Origin of the sequence: Burkholderia reimsis, assembly GCF_003294055.1 — a bacterium.
Lineage (GTDB): Bacteria > Pseudomonadota > Gammaproteobacteria > Burkholderiales > Burkholderiaceae > Burkholderia > Burkholderia cepacia.
Window position 1 is genome coordinate 1 of record NZ_QMFZ01000075.1, and the last position, 18,517, is coordinate 18,517.

Below are 18,517 nucleotides of genomic sequence, written 5' to 3' on the forward strand. Positions count from 1 at the left end.
GGCGGGCGGGAAGGCGAACGACAGCCGCGATTCTACTTCAGTGAAAACCCCTATGCTTGGGGCCAAAACGGATGTTGCCGGCGTGCGACGAGGCTGCGCGCGTGAAGCTCACAGTGTGGGATTCGATGGGGTTTTCTGGGGTGAATGTGCCGGTGCCGGCACGATGCCGGCGACCGCGTACACGTCAGGCGATGCGTCCGGGGGAGCCGTCGACGCTCGTGATTGGCGCGCCCGGGGTGCTTGCAGAGCCGGAGGCCGTGCCGGTGCCCGCTGTCGCGTCCGCGCGCGACGAAGGCGACGAAGGCGTGCCGGCGGCATCGATCGGGGCCGGATCGTCCCAGCCGTTTTCGAACAGGCACGCTTCGATCGGCATCCGTGCGGCCCAACGCTCCTGCTCGAGCATCGGCTTCGCATAGAACGCGTCGACGTGCCCGACGCACAGCACGGCGATCGGCTTCGCGCCGTCGGGCATGCGCAGCAGCGCGCGCAGCGCGTCGACGTCGAACAGCGAGACCCAGCCCATCCCGAGCCCTTCGGCGCGGGCCGCGAGCCACATGTTCTGGATCGCGCACGCGGCGGACGCGAGATCCATTTCAGGCAGTGTGCGGCGGCCGAACACATGGCGCTCGCGGCCGTCGGCGAGCGCGACGACCAGCAGCTCGCCGCATTCGCGCACGCCTTCGACTTTCAGCCGCATGAATTCGTCCTGGCGCTCGCCGAGTGCGTCGGCGGTCGCGCGGCGCTCGGCCTCGACCAGCGCGTGGATCGCGGTGCGCAGCGCGGGATCGGTGATGCGGATGAAGCGCCACGGCTGCATGAAGCCGACGCTCGGCGCGTGATGCGCCGCGCGCAGCAGGCGCGCGAGCACGGCGGGATCGACGGGCGCCGGCGTGAAGTGGCGCATGTCGCGCCGTTCGAAAATGGCGCGGTAGACGGCGGCGATGTCGGAATCGTCGAAACGCATGAGCGGGAGGGGCGGGATAACGTCGGCGCAACGATAGCAGACGGCGCACCGGAATCGTTACATCAGTCGAAACAAAGCGCGAAATTGTTTATGAAACGCGCGTCGTTTGCAGCGATGGCCATAAGCAAACGATTGCGGTGGCGCCGGCAACCGTCAAATGAGCCGTTTTCGTCGGTTTGTCAGCGATTCGCGGTCACGACATTCTGCGGCGTGCCCGTATGCCAGGCCTCGATGTTCAGCAGCGTCGTGTGCGCGATCTCGGCCAGCGCTTCGCGCGTGAAGAACGCCTGGTGGGACGTGACGATCACGTTGGGGAACGTCAGCAGGCGGGCGAGCACGTCGTCCTGCAGCGGCAGGTCGGAGTGATCCTCGAAGAAGAGCCCGCTTTCCTCTTCGTACACGTCGAGCCCGAGATGGCCGAGCTGGCCGCTCTTGAGCGCATCGACCAGCGCCTGCGCATCGACGAGGCCGCCGCGCCCGGTGTTGATCAGCATCGCGCCATGCTTCATCCGCGCGAGCGTCCGTTCGTTGATCAGGTGGTGCGTCGACGGCAGCAGCGGGCAGTGCAGGCTGACGATGTCGGCGTGGTGCAGCAGCTCGTCGAGCTCGACATAACGCGCGCCGAACGCGATCAGTTCGTCGTTGTACGGCGGCACCGAATGCGCGAGCACATGCATCCCGAAGCCCATCATGATCTTCGCGAACACGCTGCCGATGATGCCGGTACCGATCACGCCGACGGTCTTGCCGTGCAAGTCGAAGCCGAGCAGGCCGTTCAGCGAGAAGTCGCCTTCGCGGGTGCGCGCGACCGCGCGCGGCAGGCGGCGGTTGAGCGCGAGGATCAGCGCGACCGCGTGCTCGGCCACCGCGTGCGGCGAATAGGCGGGCACGCGCACGACCGTGATGCCGAGCCGCTCGGCGGCGGCCAGGTCGACATGGTTGAAGCCCGCCGAGCGCAGCGCGATCAGGCGCGTGCCGCCGTCGGCCAGCCGCGCGAGCACGGCCGCGTCGACGGTGTCGTTGACGAACGGGCAGACGACCTCATAACCGTGCGCGAGGATCGCGGTTTCCGCGTCGAGGTGCGACGGCTGGAAGTGCAGCCGATAGCCGAACTGCCGGTTGGCGGCAGCGAACGAATCGTCGTCGTACTGCCGGCTGCTGAACAGGATCACGCGCACGCTGCATCTCCGAAGGCTGACGCGCGCAGTTTACTGCAGGCCCGTGACGATGTCGGAGCGGTCGGGCCCGCGCGGCGGCCGCAGGAAGCCGTAGTCGGTTCGTTCGCGGGCCGGCTGCGCACTGAAGTGATCGAGCGCGTGCTCGACGAAGCTGCGCGTGCGGGCCGGCACGTACTGGCGGTTCGGGTAGACGAGCGACAGTTGCGTGTCGGGATCGTCGATCCGGTAGCCGGCCATCAGCCGCACGAGCGTGCCGCTCGCGAGCGCGCCGGCGACGCACGGCTCGGGCAGCACCGCGATACCGGCGCCGGCCACGGCCGCCGCCTGGACGAGCGCGAGCTGGTTGACCGTGCAGGTCGGGCGCACCGTGACGGAATGCGCGATGCCGTCGTGGCCGACCAGTTGCCACGTGGGCGCATGCTGGTGCGATGCGAGCGTGACCCAGTCGTGGCCCGGCAGGTCGTCGGGCAAGCGCGGCTCGCCGCGTCGCTCGAGATAGGCCGGTGCCGCGCACGCGACGAACGGGTTCGGCGCGAGCGCGTGGCCGATCAGCGTCGGGTTGCCGTCGAGCCGGTTGCCCGTGACGATGCCGACGTCGTAACCCGAATCGAGCACGTCGAGCGGCCCCTCGGAGACGGTCAGCTGCACGCGCAACTCGGGGTAGCGGTGCCGGAAGCTGCTGACGAGCGGCGTCAGTGCAAGCGGTGACAGCAGGCCCGACGCGACGACGCGCAGCGTGCCGGCCGGTTCGCGCACGGCATGCGCGACGGACGATTCGAGGTGGTCGAATTCCTCGAGCAGCGCACGGCACCCGTCGAGGTAGCGCACGCCGGCCTCGGTAAGCGACAGGTTGCGCGTGGTGCGGTGGATCAGCCGTGTGTTCAGGTGGCCCTCGAGCATCGCGATCGAACGCGTGACGAGTGCATTGGACACGCCGAGATGGTGCGCCGCGCGCCGAAAGCTCTGCTGCTCGGCGACGCAGACGAATACACGCATGGTCTGAATCTGGTTCATGGCTTGCGTATTTCTGGCCCGGTTGATTGATTATGGTTGACGCTTTTCGCCGCGCAACCTCGAAAGCGTATCGCGCGGCACCCAGTTTTCCTTCGTATCGAAAAATCGTTTTTTTCGATTCCGCAGACGATTGTTCAATACAGAAGCGATATCCGTCAACCTGCGAAAAGGGGCGGGTTGCGGAAAATCGAAATAGGGAGTAACGCGTTAAACACGGTGCTGTATCGATGCCTGCCGTTCAAAGACGGCAGGGTATTAGAGCAAGCGCTGGGTTTCTGGTATTTCCTATGTCAATCAAAGGGTTGTCGGCAATTCTGGTGCACTTGCTCCGGTATTGAAGGGAAGCGTACCCCAATACATGCAGAGGTAATGGATGTTTTTTGGGGCGGCACGTCGATTTTGCGTGCCGGATTCCATGAGGCGATTTTTAGGGCGGATTCGGTCTATTTTTTTGATGCAGAAGTCGCGTTGAACCGGCGGTTTCGACGAATCACGGTGTTATTGACGGAGAAAATCGTGCGCTTGGCGTACCAATGGAACCGTTTCACAACCTCGCCCGCAATCGTTTCTCATTTCGAATGGCTGGCGTGCGGCACGCGCACGGCTGGCTGGCCCGGTCCGGCGACCGGGCCAGCGTTGCGCTGTCCGGCCGTGCGTGCCTCTTGCGCGAGGCGGCGGAACACGGAATGATCGATCAGTTCGCCATGCAGCGCGGCGAGCGTCCGTGCACTTCCTTTCCTCACCTTTTACCCGCCATGTCCATCGATTACTCGCCGATTCCCTGTCCCGTCGTCGTGCCGCTCGACGCGATCCTGCCCGAAGAACCGCTGCTGATGATGGGGGCCGGCCCGGTTCCGATCCCGGCCGCCGTCGCGAAGGCGAACACGATCGTGATCAACCACCTCGGCGCGACGATGGCGAAGATCATCGAGCAGGTGAAGGAGATGGCGCGCTACGTGTTCCAGACCCGCACGAAGTGGGTGCTCGGCGTCGCGGGCCCCGGTTCGGCCGCGATGGAAATGGCGATCTCGAACCTCGCGTGGCGCGGTACCCGCGTGCTGTCGATCCGCAATGGCTTCTTCAGCGCGCGGATGGCCGAGATGGCCACGCGCGTCGGCGCCGACGTCGCGACGCTCGAAGTGGCCGATCGCGCGGTCGCGAGCCTCGACGAGATCGCGGATGCCATCGCGCGCGAGCGGCCCGAGATCGTCACGATCGTGCAGGGCGAGACGTCGAACACCGTATGGAACCGCGACCTGCGCGACATCGCGGCGCTCGCGAAGGCGGCCGGCGCGCTGGTCGTGGTCGACGCGGTGTGCACGCTGTCGACGATGCCGCTCGAGATGGACGCGTGGGGCATCGACGCGGTGATCACCGGCGGCCAGAAAGGGCTGTCGTCGATTCCCGGCGTATCGCTGATCGCGTTCTCCGACGCCGCGTGGAACCGGATGAAGCAGCGCCCCGAACCGAACGCGCACTGGTGCCTCGACATGGCGCTCGCGGAGAATTTCTGGCACAACGCGGGCTATCACTACACGGCGCCCGTGTCGGGCGTGCTCGCGCTGCACGAAGCGCTGCGGCTCGTCTGCGCGGAGACGCTCGAAAGCCGCTTCGCGCGCCACCTGCGCTGCTCGCTTGCGCTGCAGGCAGGCGTCGAGTCGATGGGGCTCAAGCTCTATGCGCCGAAGGATTGCCGGCTGAACTCGGTCGTCGGGATCGAGACGCCGGAAGGGCTGACGCCGGGGATGATCTGCGGCCACATCTCGAAGCAGTACCAGGTCGAGATCTCGGGCTCGTTCGGGTTGCCGATCGTGCGGATCGGACAGATGGGCGAGCAGTGCCGTGAACACAACCTGTTCCGGACGCTGCATGCGTTCGGTCGCACGATGGTCGACCTGAAGGTGCCGGTCGACCTGCCGGCCGGCGTCGCGGCGCTCGAACAGGAACTGTCGCGGCGCGGCGCGTAAGCGGCGACGGGGCCGCGCTCAGCGGCCCTGCATCGCACGCCGGTAGGTATTCGGCGTCGTACCGTGAGCGTCGCGGAAGCGATGGCTGAAGTGGCCGGCATTTGCATAGCCGCAGTCGGCCGCGATCTGCGCGAGCGGCAGCGCCGTCGTGCGCAACAGCTCGCGCGCCCGCGCCAGCCGTTGCTCGGCCACCCACGCGTGCGGCGCCCGGCCGAACGACAACCGGAACATCCGCGAGAAGTGGTACTCGGACAGCGCGGCGACGTCGGCGAGTTCGCCGAGCGTCAGCGGTTGCGTCAGGTACGTGTCGATGTAGTCGCGCACGCGGCGGCGCACGGCCGGCGCGAGCCCGCCGCGGAACGACGTGTCGGTGCGGGTCGTGCTCTGCCCGCGCAGCAGCAGGCTAAGCACCTCATGTGCGGTCTCGTTCACGCGCAGCCGCTCGTCGGCATCGTCCCAGCCGTCCAGCGCGAGCGAGCGCAGCAGGGCGGCGACGCGCGCATCCTCGAAGTAGGTGCGGTCGGCGAGCTTCAGCTCGCGCGGCTCGCGGTCGAGTTCGCGGATCGCGCGCTGCGTGAAGTGCTCGGGCAGGAAATACAGGTGGATGAAGTGCATCTCGCCGCGCACCCACCAGCGTGATTCGTGGTCGCCGGGCAGCGCGCACAGCAGGCTCGGCGCACCGTAGCGCGGCACGCGCTGGCGTTCCGTCTGGTAGCCGCCGTCGAGGTAGCACGACAGCGTGTGGTGGCCCGGCTGCTCGTAGATCGTCTCGCTTTCGTCGGTGATCCGCGTCCATTCGGCGATCGCGAGATGGTCGCCGAGCCACGCAAAGCGCTCGAGCGTCGCGTTCGCGTCGGCGAGCGTGCGGCAGACCGACTGCAGGCCGAACGGCAGATCGCCGCCGGCCAGGGCGGCGGGGTGGTCGATGGGGGGCGCGGAAAGGGTGAGGCTCATGATGGGCCGAGTATAAGCGGGCGGGCGGCGCCGCGGGCGGCGGCCCGAAAAAGACCGCAATTCCGGACAATCGGCGCGCGTTGGGCGGCGGCATAGTCGGAGTCCCGTTTCACCTGTCTTTTTGGATCGTCGCCGCCATGAACCTGTCGCTTTATTTCGTCACAGTGCTGATCTGGGGCACCACCTGGATCGCGATCAAGTGGCAGCTCGGCTCCGTGCCGCCGCCCGTGTCGATCGCATGGCGCTTCTGGCTCGCGGCCGCCCTGCTGTTCGCGCTGCTGCGCGTGATGCGCCGGCCGGTGCGCCCGCCGCGCGAAGCGTGGCGTTTCCTGCTGGCGCAGGGCTTCGCGCTGTTCTGCCTGAACTTCCTGTGCTTCTACTACGCGGAACAGGTCGTACCGAGCGGCCTCGTCGCGGTGATCTTCTCGACCGCGCCGCTGTTGAATTCGATCAACGGCCGGCTGTTCATGGGCCGCCCGTTGCGGCCGTCGGCGATCGCCGGCGCGCTGCTCGGCCTGGCCGGCATCGCGTGCCTGTTCTGGCAGCAGATGGCCGGCCATCTCGACGACCACGCGACCTGGACGGGGCTCGCGATCGCGCTGGCGGGCACGATGTGCTTCTCGGCCGGCAACCTGCTGTCGAGCCGGATGCAGTCGATGGGGCTGCACCCGCTCGCGACCAACGGCTGGGCGATGCTGATCGGCGCGGCGATCCTGACCGTCGGCAGCGCAGCGGCCGGCTTGCCGTTCACGCTCGACACGAGCCCGCGTTATCTCGGCGCGCTCGTCTACCTGGCCGTGCCGGGCTCGGTGATCGGTTTCACCGCCTATCTGACCCTTGTCGGCCGGATCGGGCCGGAGCGTGCCGCGTACTGCACGGTGCTGTTCCCGATCGTCGCGCTGGCGGTGTCGACGGTGTTCGAGGATTACCAGTGGTCGCCGCTCGCGGTGGTCGGGCTGCTGCTGGTGGTGGCCGGCAACCTGGTCGCGTTCGACCTGACGCGGAGGCTGTTTCCGAGGACGGCGTGACGGATGAGGGGGCTGCCCGATGTCGCCTGCCCGGTCGCCAGTTTGGTTGTCATGGTTGACTTGGTTTCGAATCGGGCCTACTCTCGAGCTTCCGGTCGTGCGAGGAGGTAGCGATGGTCAGGCAGGCTCATGCGCTTGAAGGCGCGGCTGCGGTTCTCGATGTCGAGACCGAGGAGGCGCTGCGCAGCGCCGTCGGCGCCGCGACCATGCTCGGGCCTGATCGGGCCCGGGCGCTGCTCAGGCTGTCGGACGAACAGCTGGGGCACTTGTTCAAGGTCGGTATCGCCCAGGTCATCGATCTGGCCGGCACGATCACGTTCGGCATCGCTGCCGCCGCGACCCGCGACAGGCAACCGTCCGTTCGCAGGAAACCGCCTGCGAGGCCGGTGGCCCGCGCGGATGCCGCGGCCGCCGATTTCGAGCAGCGTGCGCTGGCCGAACGGCGGGCGCTCGTCGCGAAGGGCGCGCTGCTGCCGGCCGCGGAGATCTGGGCGGGGCTCGGCATGACACGGCAGGCGCTCAGCAAGGCGGTCGTGTCGGGGCGCATCTTCGCGGTCGACGTGGGGGCGGCGCAGTACTACCCGGCCTTTTATCTGACGGGCGATATCGATCGCAAGACGCTCGGAAAGGTGACGCAATGCCTCGGTGGGTTGCCGGGGTGGAGCAAATGGCAATTCTTCACGACGCCCAAGGCGTCCCTCGGCAACGTCACGCCGCTGAAGGCGCTGTCGCAGGGGAAGCTTGCCGAGGTCGAGCGTGCCGCGGCGGCGTTCGCGGAACGCTAGGAGGCGCGGTTGACGTTGAGGCCGCCGAGCGAACACTTCGCGAATGCGACGCTGGTTACGCGGACGATTCCGCCGGCGGCGCTGGTGCGCGTTTCCCGGTACGAGACGGGCGAGCCGTACTTCGGCAAGTCGGGCGGCAACCGTTTCGACGACCCGCGCAAGCGGCGCCGGTATGGCACCAGCTATTTCGGTTTCGACCTGCACTGTGCGTTCGCCGAGACGGTGCTGCACGACGAAGTCGCCGATCTCGCCGTTGGCGGCTTTCCGCTCGTGACGACGGAGCTCGAGCGCTTCGTGCTGTCGTTTACCGGCTCGCCGCTGACGGTGGCCGTCCTGCACGGCTTGCCGCTGAAAAACCTTGGCGGCGACGGCGCGCTGTCGACCGTCGTACCGTACGGCATCCCGCAGCAATGGTCGCTCGCCGTGCACGGACATGGCCGCCGGGTCGACGGTTTTCTGTATATGTCACGCCATCTCAACACGTCGGAAGCGCTCGTGCTTTTCGATCGTGCCGAACCGAAGCTCACGCTCGAGCGCGCCGTGCCGTTCCGGCGCCACGTCGACGCTGCCCGCGTGCTGCGGGACTTCAACATACTGCCGCGTTAAGTCACGTCAAGCCGTGTCTCGCCGGACGCCGACGAATGGCCCCGCGCGGCTTTCGCCGGAAGGAGGGCCCGCGCGATATCCCGCGGCCCGGGCGCTCATGCCGCCGCGCCGCTCCCCGCAACCCGCGCCTGCCGCTGGTACAGCACCATCGACAGCGCGACGCCCGCGGCGGCGGCCACCGCCGCGAACAGGAACACCTGCGGATAACCGAACGCGCCCGCGACATAGCCGGCGAGCGGGCCCGTGATGCCGAGCGACAGGTCGAGGAACACCGAGTACGCGGACAGCGCCGCGCCGCGGCTCGCGGGCGGCACGAGCGCGACGGCCTCGACGCCGAGTGCCGGGAAGATCAGCGCGAAGCCGAAACCCGTCAGCGCGGCGCCGACGAGCGCGACATGCGGCACGGGCGCGAGCCACAGCAGCAGGAGGCCCGAGCATTCGAACGCGAACGACACGATCGCGACGCGGAAGCCGCCGTACGTCTTGATCGTGTTCGCGAACAGCAGGCGCGCGCCGATGAACAGCGTGCCGAACACGGTCAGCGACAGCGCGGCGTTCGGCCAGTGGCGCGCCGCGTAGTACAGCGTGACGAAGGTGGCGATCGAGCCGAAGCCGGCCGAGCCGAGCGCGAGGCCGAGGCCGTGCGGCAGCACGCGCGTGAACACGCTCGCATACGACATCCGTTCGCCGTGCACGAGCGGCACGGAATCGATCAGGCGCGCGAGATAGAAGCCGGTCGCGGCGAGCGCGATCACGATCACGCCGATCAGCGCCGGATTCAGCGTATGCGCGATCGCGACGCCGACCGGCGCGCCGAGCGCGAGTGCGCCGTAGGTGGCGATCCCGTTCCACGAGATGACCTTCGCGTTGTGCGTGACGCCGACCCGGCCGATGCCCCACAGGATCGCGCCGGTGCCGCACAGGCTCTCGCCGACGCCGAGCACGAGACGGCTCGCGACCAGCAGCACGAGGCTCGCGACCGGCCAGTGGGCCAGCAGCAGCGCGACGAGCAGCAGCACGCCCGACACCCCGCAGCCGACCAGCCCGCGCAGCACCGTCTGCTTCGGCCCGAGCGTATCGGCAAAGCGCCCGGCGAGCGGCCGCGACGCGAGCGTCGCGAAATACTGGACGCTGATCGCGCCGCCCGCGACGATCGCGGAAAAACCGAGGTCGTCATGGACGAAGCCCGGCAGCACCGCGAGCGGCAGGCCGATGGTCAGGTAGCAGATGAACGTGAAGCAGACGACGGACACGATTTGCAGCGTGACCGCGAACCCGCTGCGCGGCGGTGTGGCGGAATCGGTTGACATGGGGTCGGAACGAATGAGCGGAACGAGCGGAAGACGGCGAAAAAGGGAATCGGGATTTTCCCATGGAACCGGTTTTCACGCAGGTACCATTTAGTTAGTCGCACCCCGTTTTTGACGATGCCGAACGGTGTTGAAGGCGTCGGGAACGGGGGCGGGGCACCGTGCGGAAAGGGCCGCGGGCGGCCCCGGCGTTCCCCGGCGTTCATATCGCGGCAGTTATATGGGCCCCATGCGTGATGGGCTATGGGTTGCGAAATTTGATGGTGTTAGCGTGCAAACTGTCAGAAAAACGTCGGTCGAGCGCGCTGCGCAGGCCGCCTTGCCCCCCATTTGAAGAATCATCGAGACATGAGTGAGCCGATCCGCTTCTACCATCGTCACGCGATCCGCGAAGTCAGCGGCGCGGACGTCACCCGCACCGTGCTGCAGTACCTGCGCGAGGACGCGCATTGCACCGGCACCAAGGAAGGCTGCGCGGAAGGCGACTGCGGCGCATGCACGGTCGTCGTCGGCGAGCTGACCGACACCGGCGCGGTCGAGTTCAAGGCCGTCAACGCATGCATCCAGTTCCTGCCGACGCTCGACGGCAAGGCGCTGCTGACGGTCGAGGACCTGCGTCAGCCGGACGGCGCGCTGCATCCGGTGCAGCAGGCGATGGTCGACTGCCACGGTTCGCAATGCGGGTTCTGCACGCCGGGCTTCGTGATGTCGATGTGGGCGCTGTACGAGAAGCACGGCCACGAAGGCTGCGGCAGCGCGTGCGCGAAGGCGAAGGACGTGCCGACGCGCACCGAGATCGCCGATGCGCTCACCGGCAACCTGTGCCGCTGCACCGGCTATCGCCCGATCGTCGACGCGGCCGTGCAGATGTTCGATGGGCCGGCGCCGTCGGCGCCGGTCGACACGGCCGCGCTGGCCCGCACGCTCGCGTCGCTCAAGCGCGACGACACGTTCGACTACACGACGCACGACGGCGCGCGCTTCGCGGCGCCGCGCACGCTCGACGCGCTGGCCGCGCTGAAGGTCGAGCGGCCCGACGCGCGCATTCTGGCAGGCAGCACCGACATCGGCTTGTGGGTCACGAAGCAGATGCGCCGGCTCGACGACCTGATCTACGTCGGCCGGATCGCCGAACTGCAGCGCGTCGTGCACGGCGACGACTGGATCGAGATCGGTGCGGGCGTGACGGTCGAGAACGGGTATGCGGCGCTGGCCGGTACATATCCGGAGCTGACCGAAATGTGGAAGCGCTTCGCGTCGCTGCCGATCCGCAACGCCGGCACGATCGGCGGCAACGTCGCGAACGGCTCGCCGATCGGCGATTCGATGCCGGGCCTGATCGCGCTCGGCGCACGCGTGGTGCTGCGCGGCGGCGACACGGTGCGCGAGCTGCCGCTCGAGGCGTTGTACACGGGCTACCAGCAGAAGGACATGGCGCCGCACGAATTCGTCGTCGGCCTGAAGGTGCCGACCCGCACCGGCGCGCGCGAAAAGCTGCAGTTCCGCACGTACAAGCTGTCGAAGCGGTTCGACTCCGACATCTCGGCCGTGTGCGCGGCGTTCGCATTCATAGCGGACGGCGACACGATCCGCGAGCCGCGCATCGCGTTCGGCGGAATGGCCGCGACGCCGAAGCGCGCGACGCACACGGAGAGCGTGCTCGACGGCGCGCAATGGCACGAAGCCACCGCGCAGGCCGCGATGCAGGCGCTCGAGCGCGACTACCAGCCGCTGTCCGACATGCGCGCGACGAGCACGTACCGCCTCGATACCGCGAAGAACCTGATGTACCGATTCTGGCTGGAGACGCGCCCGCACGACCCGCTGCCGCCGCAAGCCCTGAATGTGCGTGAAGTGGCCGCCGAAACCGGCACCGACGCGGCGCGCGTCTGAAGACGGAGAACCCCGAACATGAACCAGCAAGCAGAACCGTTCCTGAACACCCTCGATCCGCAAGCCGACGTCGCGCAGGTCCACGTCTCGCGCGCGCACGAATCCGCGCACCTGCACGTCAGCGGACGTGCCACCTACACCGACGACATCCCGATCGTCGCGGGCACGCTGCACGCGGCGCTCGGCCTGTCGGCGAAGCCGCACGCGAAGATCGTGTCGATGAACTTCGACGCGGTGCGCGCGACGCCGGGCGTGGTCGCCGTGTTCACGGCCGACGACATCCCGGGCGTCAACGATTGCGGTCCGATCATCCACGACGACCCGGTGCTCGCGAAGGGCATCGTGCAGTTCGTCGGCCAGCCGATGTTCATCGTCGTCGCGACGTCGCATGAAACCGCGCGGCTTGCCGCGCGCCGCGCACAGGTCGACTACGAGGAGTTGCCGGCGATTCTCACCGCGCAGGAAGCGCGCGCGGCCGAAACCTACGTGATCCCGCCGCTGAAGCTCGCGCGCGGCGACGCGGCGGCACGGCTCGCCGCCGCACCGCACCGCGAGTCGGGCGAAATGCTGCTCGGCGGCCAGGAGCAGTTCTACCTCGAAGGGCAGATCGCGTACGCGGTGCCGAAGGACGACGACGGGATGCACGTGTACTGCTCGACGCAGCACCCGAGCGAGATGCAGCACCTCGTCGCGCACGTGCTTGGCGTCGCGTCGCACAACGTGCTCGTCGAGTGCCGCCGGATGGGCGGCGGGTTCGGCGGCAAGGAATCGCAGTCGGGCCTGTTCGCGTGCTGCGCGGCGCTCGCCGCGTGGAAGCTGCTGTGCCCGGTGAAGCTGCGTCCGGATCGCGACGACGACATGATGATCACCGGCAAGCGCCACGACTTCCATTACCGCTTCGACGTCGGTTACGACGACGACGGCCGCATCGACGGCGTCGCGCTCGACATGACGTCGCGCTGCGGCTTCTCGGCCGACCTGTCGGGCCCGGTGATGACGCGCGCGGTATGCCATTTCGACAACGCGTACTGGCTCGGCGACGTGAACATCGCCGGCTACTGCGGCAAGACCAACACGCAGTCGAACACCGCGTTCCGCGGCTTCGGCGGCCCGCAGGGCGCGTTCGCGATCGAGTACATCCTCGACGACATCGCGCGCTCGCTCGATCGCGATCCGCTCGACGTGCGCTATGCGAACCTGTACGGCAAGACCGAACGCAACGTGACGCCATACGGGCAGACGGTCGAGGACAACGTGCTGCAGGAGCTGCTCGGCGAACTCGAGGCGACGAGCGACTACCGCGCGCGGCGCGCGGGCGTGCGCGAATTCAACGCGCGCAACACGGTGCTGAAGAAGGGCATCGCGCTCACGCCGGTGAAGTTCGGCATCGCGTTCAACGTCACGCACTTCAACCAGGCCGGCGCGCTGGTGCACATCTATACCGACGGCTCGGTGCTCGTGAACCACGGCGGCACGGAGATGGGGCAGGGGCTCAACACGAAGGTCGCGCAGGTCGTCGCGCACGAGCTCGGCATCCGCTTCGGCCGGATCCGCGTGACGGCGACCGACACCAGCAAGGTCGCGAACACGTCCGCGACGGCCGCTTCCACGGGCTCGGACCTGAACGGCAAGGCCGCGCAGGATGCGGCGCGCCAGCTGCGCGAGCGGCTCGCGGTGTTCGCGGCGAAGCAGTTCGGCGACGGCAAGGTCGATGCGGCCGACGTGAAGTTCGGCAACGACTTCGTGTGGGTCGGCGGCAACGGCGTGCCGTTCGGCGACGTGATCGCGAAGGCGTACCTCGCGCGCGTGCAGCTGTGGTCCGACGGTTTCTACGCGACGCCGAAGCTGTACTGGGATCAGTCGAAGCTGCAGGGCCGGCCGTTCTACTACTACTCGTACGGCGCGGCCGTGTCGGAAGTCGTGATCGACACGCTGACGGGCGAGATGCGCACGCTGCGCGTCGATGCGCTGCACGACGTGGGCGCATCGCTGAACCCGGCGCTCGACATCGGCCAGGTCGAAGGCGCGTTCATCCAGGGGATGGGCTGGCTGACGACCGAGGAGCTGTGGTGGAACAAGGGCGGCAAGCTGATGACGCATGCGCCGTCGACGTACAAGATCCCGACGGTGAACGACACGCCGCCCGAGTTCAACGTGCAGCTGTTCAAGAACCGCAACGTCGAGGACAGCATCCACCGTTCGAAGGCCGTCGGCGAGCCGCCGCTGCTGCTGCCGTTCTCGGTGTTCTTCGCGGTGCGCGACGCGGTGGCCGCGGTCGGCGACTACCAGGTGAACCCGCCGCTCGACGCGCCGGCCACCGGCGAGTCGATCCTGCGCGCGGTCAGCGCAGTGCGTGCGGCGCGTGCCGGTCAGGCAGGCTGAGATGAAACGGCTCCCGTGCTCGCTTCGTTCGCTGCTTCCGATGGGGGCGGTCAGCCTCCTTGGGGCGGCCCGGCGGAGGCTGACATGAACGGCCCCGCACGCTCGCTTCGCACCGCGCCGCCGGAAGCGTTCGCGCAGGGCACCGGCCAGCGCAACCGTGCGAGCGGCACGCGGGCGCCGATGCACATCGTGCTGTTCGGCGCCGGGCACGTCGGTCACGCGCTCGTCACGCTGCTCGGCGCGCTGCCGTGCGTCGTGCAGTGGGTCGACACGCGCGACGAGCTGTTTCCGGACGAATGTCCGCCGAACGTGCAGCCGGAGCCGACCGACACGCCGGAGGCCGTCGTCGACGCGGCGCCGCCCGGCGCATATTTCCTCGTGATGACGCACAACCATGCGCTCGACTTCTCGCTCGCCGCGCAGATCATGCGGCGGCGCGACTATGCGTACTTCGGGATGATCGGCTCGCGCACCAAGCGCGTGAAGTTCGAGCGCCGGCTTGCCGCGCGCGGCGTCGATCCGGCGCGGCTCGTCGAGATGGTGTGCCCGATCGGCGTCGCGGGCATCGTCGACAAGGCGCCGGGCGCGATCGCGGTGGCCGTGTGCGCGGAGCTGCTGCAGGCGCGCTCGGGCATGCCGGTGGCCGATGCGAAGGCCGCCGCGGCGGGGCGTGCGCGCGACGACGTGTCCTGCGCGCGGTAGCCCCGCGCGGCCAGCGCATGGCCGCGCGTTTTTGCATACACTGCACGACGACGCGCGGCACCGGGCCGCGCCTTACCGTGCACGCACCATGTCCGATCACCAGGTTTATCTCGACACGCTCGATGCGAGCCTCGTCGCCATCGAGCGCTGGCTGTCCGGCGTCGATACCGCGCCCGGGGCGCTCGACGCGCTGCTCGCTTCGTTCTCCGCCGATTTCACGATGATCCTGACCGACGGCCGCGAGGTCGACCACGACGGCACGCGTGCGCTGTTCGTGAAGCTCGCCGGCGCGAAGCCGGGGCTGCGCATCACGCTGTCGGACACCCGCGTGCTCACCGCCGACGCGTCGCATGCGACGCTCACCTATCTCGAAGCGCAGCACGCGGCCTCGGGCGAGCTGCCCGCGCGCCGCGCGACCGCCGTGTTCGAACGCGACGCGGCGGGCGTCGTGCGCTGGACCCATCTGCAGGAAACCTTCTGCACGGCCTGAGCGGCCTGAGCGGCCGAGCCGAGGCTCAGCTCGGCTCGACGTTCGCGGCTCAGCGCTTGCGGCCGCGGGCGACCGTCAGCTCGTCGGACACGCTCTGCATCAGCGCGCACAGCCACGCGATGTCGGTCGGCCGGTCGGGTTGCGGATGCGTGAGCAGGTAGCTCTTGATGCGCGGAAACGGCACCGGCGGCGTGACGACGACGAGCGGCAGCAACTGCGCGTAATGCGTCGCGAAGCGGCGCGTCGTCGTGAAGATCAGGTCAGACTGCAGCAGCACCTGCGGCACGATCCCGAAGTACGGAAGCGTCGTCACGATGCGCCGCGTGAGGTGCGCGCGGGCAAGGCCGATCTCGATCGCGTTGCGCTTGTCGCCGGTGTACGGTGTCGGCGCGACGTGCGCGGCCGACGCGTACGCTTCGCGCGTGAGCGGCCCGCGCGCGAGCGGGTGCGCGTCGCGCATCAGGCACACGATCGTGTCGGAGAACAGGTCCTGGCGCGCGAACTGCGGGTCGGGCTTCGGCCAGTTGCCGATCACGAGATCGAGCGCGCCGGATTCGAGCGCGCCCGCGTGATCGAGCGCGGGATTCAGCGAATCGATTTCCAGGTGCGCATGCGGCGCCGCGTCGCGAAAGCGTTCGATCAGCGTCGGCATGAAGAAATCGTTCAGGTAATCGGGCGCGGCGACGCGGAACGTGCGCCGTGCGGACGACGGATCGAAGTCGCCGTGCGGCGTCGCGATGAAATCGACCTCACGCAGCGCGCGCTGCGCGGCCTCGAGCAGCGACGCGCCGTATTCGGTCGGCACCATGCCGGATTTGCCGCGCACGAGGATCGGGTCGTTCAGCGTCTCGCGCAGCTTGCGCAGCGCGGTGCTGATCGCGGGCTGGGTCTGGTTCAGCCGCAGCGCGGCCTGCGTGACGCTGCGCTCGAGCAGCAGCGTGCGCAGCACACGCACGAGCCAGATATCGAGCGAGGCGGTACGGTCGTCGTCTTCCATCGGTGGGGGTGATTCGGGTGACGCGTAACGTTACCGTAATCGCGCGTTGCCGTGCGTGATACCGGCCATCACGCGCGGCCCTTCGGCAGCGCGCTGATCCGCTTGACCTCGCGCGATTCGAGCCAGTTCGGCGTGCGCGCGCAGTACAGCACCATCGGCAGCGCGTCCTCGCCCCAGAACAGCTGCCGGTTCATCCAGAACGTCGGCACGCCGAACACCCCGAGCGCGATCGCGTCGGCGTTGTTGCGCGCCAGCTGTGCGGCGGTCTCCTCGAATTCGATCAGCTCGTCGCCGTGGCCGACGCCGACCCGTTCGCACAATGCCGCGAACCCGTCCGGCGTCGACGGATCGTTGCCGTCGCGCCAGATGAAGCGGAACATCTCCAGCACGGTCGCGATGTCGGCGCGCAGCGCGATCGCGAGGCGCAGCACCTTGTCGGACTCGAACGGGTGTGCGGGCGGCATCTTGAAGCGGATGCCGAGCTGCTCGGCGCGGAACAGCGCGTGACGGTACGTGAACACGCGTTTGGCCGGCACGTCGGCGCTGGGGCGCTGCCCCCAGTGTCGCTGCAGGTCGGGCAGCGACACGGCGACGGGTTCGAACGGCACGTCCGGCCACTTGTCGTGCTGTTCGAGGAGCAGGTAGGAGAACGGCGACACGAAGTCGAAGAACCAGGCGGGCTGGGCGATATCGAGGCCGGTTGTCATGTCGATCTCCAGTGGATGGGGCGTGCGGCGTCTGGCGGCGGCCTCCATGTTACGCGGCGGCGCACGCATGCGGCAATGATCGCGGATCGTCCGGTCAAGCGGAACCGGGAGTCGCCCGAGGGGGCGTGCCGGCCGGCGGCGCGGCGTCGGCACGTGCCTGCGGCGGGCCGCCGGCGCCCGGCGGGCCGGCCGGCGTGTCGTGGTCGTGCGCGGTGAGCCGTTCGCGCACGAAGCCGATGTGCTCGCGCAGCACGTAGAACTGGCCCGCATAGGCGAGCGGCATCTTCATCCGGTTCACGGCTTCCTCGATGTCGTCGAGTTCGTCGAGCAACTGCACGCGCTCGTCGGCCGTGTGCTCGCCGAGCGCGCGGCGCTCGAGCGCGATCAGCGCGCCGTACCAGCGGTAGATGCGCGAGCGCACGCGCCAGCCGTACAGCGACGGCACGAGCCGCAGCCCGGGGATCAGCACGACGATCAGCGGCACGACCACGACGAGCAGCCGGTCGACGAGGCTCGCGACCCAGAACGGCAGCCGCCGGTACAGGAAGCTCTTGCCGGATTTGTAGTAGCGCGCGGCATCGTCGGACAGCGGGAAGCCGCGCGTGACGGACGACGGGAATTCGCCCGCGTGCTGCAGGATCGTCGCGTGGCCGTGCACCTCGCGCGCGGCCTCGATCAGCAGGTCGGACAGCGCGGGGTGCAGCGAGTCGCGTGCGACCAGCTCGATGGTCGGCGCGACCGTGTGGATGTCGGCGGGCGGCAGGTTGCGGCCGAGATCGTAGACGCCCATCGGCAGCGTGATCGCGGTCAGGTACGGGAAGCGCCGCGCGTACGCCTCGGCTTGGGTGAACGAATACACGTGCACGCCCGGGGCGCGGAACAGTTTCGCCATCACCGGGATCTGCGTCGAGTCGCCGGACAGGAATGCCGCGTCGATCTTGCCGTCGAGCAGCGCGGTGGCCGCATCCTCGCCGGCGGTCGGCAGCAGCTCGGTCGACCCGCCCGGCACGATGCCGTTCATCTTCAGCAGCGCGAGGCTCAGTTCGCGCGCGCCGCTGCCTTCCGCGCCGAGCGCGAGCCGCTTGCCCTTGAAGTCGGACAGGCGCGCGACGACCGGGCCGCGGTACATGATCGCGAGCGGCACGTAGCCGATGCTGCCCAGCGACACGAGGTGCTCGTCGCGCTCCTTCGGGCCGATGCCGCTCTGCACGAAGCCCACGTCGACCGGCGCGTCCGGGTTCGACAGCCGCGCGAGGTTCTGGGCGGACCCTTCGGACGACTGGACGTCGAGCGTGACGCCGTTCTTCGCGAGGATCGTCTTGTATTTCTGCGCGGCGTTCCAGTACGTGCTGCCGGGCGGCCCGGACGAGATCACGAGCGTGGACGGCGGGGCCGGCTGGATCAGCTTGACCGCGAGCCAGACGGCCGTGGCGGCGAGCAGCACGGTGGGGCCGATCGACAGCGCGAGGTCGCGCCACGACACCGCGACGAAGCGGGCGAGGATGCGGCGAGGCGGGCGGGGGCGGGCTGGCTTCATTGG

At 68.6% G+C, this 18,517-nt stretch carries 17 protein-coding genes; 9 read left to right on the forward strand and 8 right to left on the reverse strand.

Features of this window, described 5'->3' with window-relative positions; all coding sequences use genetic code 11:
- Positions 1-184: 184 nt before the first annotated feature.
- From bluB to DPV79_RS40290, 3 genes are all read right to left on the reverse strand, one after another.
- Positions 185-964, reverse strand: a complete 780-nt coding sequence (gene bluB / locus DPV79_RS40280) for a 5,6-dimethylbenzimidazole synthase (RefSeq protein WP_113048036.1) — start codon at positions 962-964, stop codon at positions 185-187.
- Positions 965-1,143: 179 nt separating this feature from the next.
- Positions 1,144-2,142, reverse strand: a complete 999-nt coding sequence (locus DPV79_RS40285; RefSeq protein WP_113048037.1) for a 2-hydroxyacid dehydrogenase — start codon at positions 2,140-2,142, stop codon at positions 1,144-1,146.
- 30 nt (positions 2,143-2,172) lie between these two features.
- Positions 2,173-3,156, reverse strand: coding sequence for a LysR family transcriptional regulator (locus DPV79_RS40290; RefSeq protein WP_113048038.1), 984 nt, complete (start codon positions 3,154-3,156; stop codon positions 2,173-2,175).
- Positions 3,157-3,192: 36 nt separating this feature from the next.
- Here DPV79_RS40290 and DPV79_RS42955 point away from each other — a divergent pair, with 36 nt between their 5' ends.
- On the forward strand, positions 3,193-3,846 hold the full coding sequence (locus tag DPV79_RS42955; RefSeq protein ID WP_165843635.1) for a hypothetical protein: 654 nt from the start codon (positions 3,193-3,195) through the stop codon (positions 3,844-3,846).
- A gap of 65 nt (positions 3,847-3,911) precedes the next feature.
- A complete protein-coding gene (locus DPV79_RS40295) occupies positions 3,912-5,123 on the forward strand; it encodes a pyridoxal-phosphate-dependent aminotransferase family protein (protein ID WP_059675610.1) in 1,212 nt (403 codons plus the stop codon).
- Positions 5,124-5,141: 18 nt separating this feature from the next.
- On the opposite strand, the gene DPV79_RS40300 is transcribed toward DPV79_RS40295, so the two are convergent.
- Positions 5,142-6,077: an AraC family transcriptional regulator gene (locus DPV79_RS40300; RefSeq protein ID WP_021157141.1), complete on the reverse strand. Its 936-nt coding sequence runs from the start codon at positions 6,075-6,077 to the stop codon at positions 5,142-5,144.
- 137 nt (positions 6,078-6,214) lie between these two features.
- Between DPV79_RS40300 and DPV79_RS40305 the strand changes: the two genes are divergently transcribed.
- The 3 genes from DPV79_RS40305 (at position 6,215) to DPV79_RS40315 (ending at position 8,496) form a co-directional block, all read left to right on the forward strand.
- Complete coding sequence (locus DPV79_RS40305; RefSeq protein ID WP_165843636.1) at positions 6,215-7,105, forward strand: DMT family transporter; 891 nt, start codon at positions 6,215-6,217, stop codon at positions 7,103-7,105.
- A 113-nt stretch (positions 7,106-7,218) separates the two neighbouring features.
- Positions 7,219-7,890, forward strand: a complete 672-nt coding sequence (locus tag DPV79_RS40310) for a hypothetical protein (protein WP_048023664.1) — start codon at positions 7,219-7,221, stop codon at positions 7,888-7,890.
- Between the two features lie 9 nt (positions 7,891-7,899).
- Positions 7,900-8,496 carry an RES family NAD+ phosphorylase gene (locus DPV79_RS40315; RefSeq protein WP_113048040.1) on the forward strand — a complete coding sequence of 199 codons (597 nt, stop codon included), beginning with the start codon at positions 7,900-7,902 and terminating at the stop codon, positions 8,494-8,496.
- Positions 8,497-8,591: 95 nt separating this feature from the next.
- Here the strand turns inward: DPV79_RS40315 and DPV79_RS40320 are convergent, their stop codons facing one another.
- Positions 8,592-9,806 carry an MFS transporter gene (locus DPV79_RS40320; protein ID WP_113048041.1) on the reverse strand — a complete coding sequence of 405 codons (1,215 nt, stop codon included), beginning with the start codon at positions 9,804-9,806 and terminating at the stop codon, positions 8,592-8,594.
- 348 nt (positions 9,807-10,154) lie between these two features.
- Here DPV79_RS40320 and xdhA point away from each other — a divergent pair, with 348 nt between their 5' ends.
- From xdhA to DPV79_RS40340, 4 genes are all read left to right on the forward strand, one after another.
- Positions 10,155-11,699: a xanthine dehydrogenase small subunit gene (xdhA, locus tag DPV79_RS40325; RefSeq protein WP_113048042.1), complete on the forward strand. Its 1,545-nt coding sequence runs from the start codon at positions 10,155-10,157 to the stop codon at positions 11,697-11,699.
- 18 nt (positions 11,700-11,717) lie between these two features.
- A complete protein-coding gene (gene xdhB / locus DPV79_RS40330) occupies positions 11,718-14,081 on the forward strand; it encodes a xanthine dehydrogenase molybdopterin binding subunit (RefSeq protein ID WP_113048043.1) in 2,364 nt (787 codons plus the stop codon).
- An 84-nt stretch (positions 14,082-14,165) separates the two neighbouring features.
- Positions 14,166-14,783, forward strand: a complete 618-nt coding sequence (xdhC, locus tag DPV79_RS40335; RefSeq protein WP_048023658.1) for a xanthine dehydrogenase accessory protein XdhC — start codon at positions 14,166-14,168, stop codon at positions 14,781-14,783.
- A gap of 88 nt (positions 14,784-14,871) precedes the next feature.
- On the forward strand, positions 14,872-15,273 hold the full coding sequence (locus tag DPV79_RS40340) for a nuclear transport factor 2 family protein (RefSeq protein ID WP_113048044.1): 402 nt from the start codon (positions 14,872-14,874) through the stop codon (positions 15,271-15,273).
- 49 nt (positions 15,274-15,322) lie between these two features.
- On the opposite strand, the gene DPV79_RS40345 is transcribed toward DPV79_RS40340, so the two are convergent.
- The 3 genes from DPV79_RS40345 to DPV79_RS40355 all read right to left on the reverse strand — a co-directional run bounded on the left by DPV79_RS40345 (position 15,323) and on the right by DPV79_RS40355 (position 18,514).
- The gene (locus DPV79_RS40345) at positions 15,323-16,270 is read right to left on the reverse strand and encodes a LysR family transcriptional regulator (protein WP_021157131.1); all 948 of its coding nucleotides are present in this window, start codon (positions 16,268-16,270) and stop codon (positions 15,323-15,325) included.
- A gap of 68 nt (positions 16,271-16,338) precedes the next feature.
- Positions 16,339-16,977, reverse strand: coding sequence for a DsbA family protein (locus DPV79_RS40350; protein WP_113048045.1), 639 nt, complete (start codon positions 16,975-16,977; stop codon positions 16,339-16,341).
- 94 nt (positions 16,978-17,071) lie between these two features.
- A complete protein-coding gene (locus DPV79_RS40355; RefSeq protein ID WP_060066135.1) occupies positions 17,072-18,514 on the reverse strand; it encodes a TAXI family TRAP transporter solute-binding subunit in 1,443 nt (480 codons plus the stop codon).
- Between the last annotated feature and the right edge of the window lie 3 nt (positions 18,515-18,517).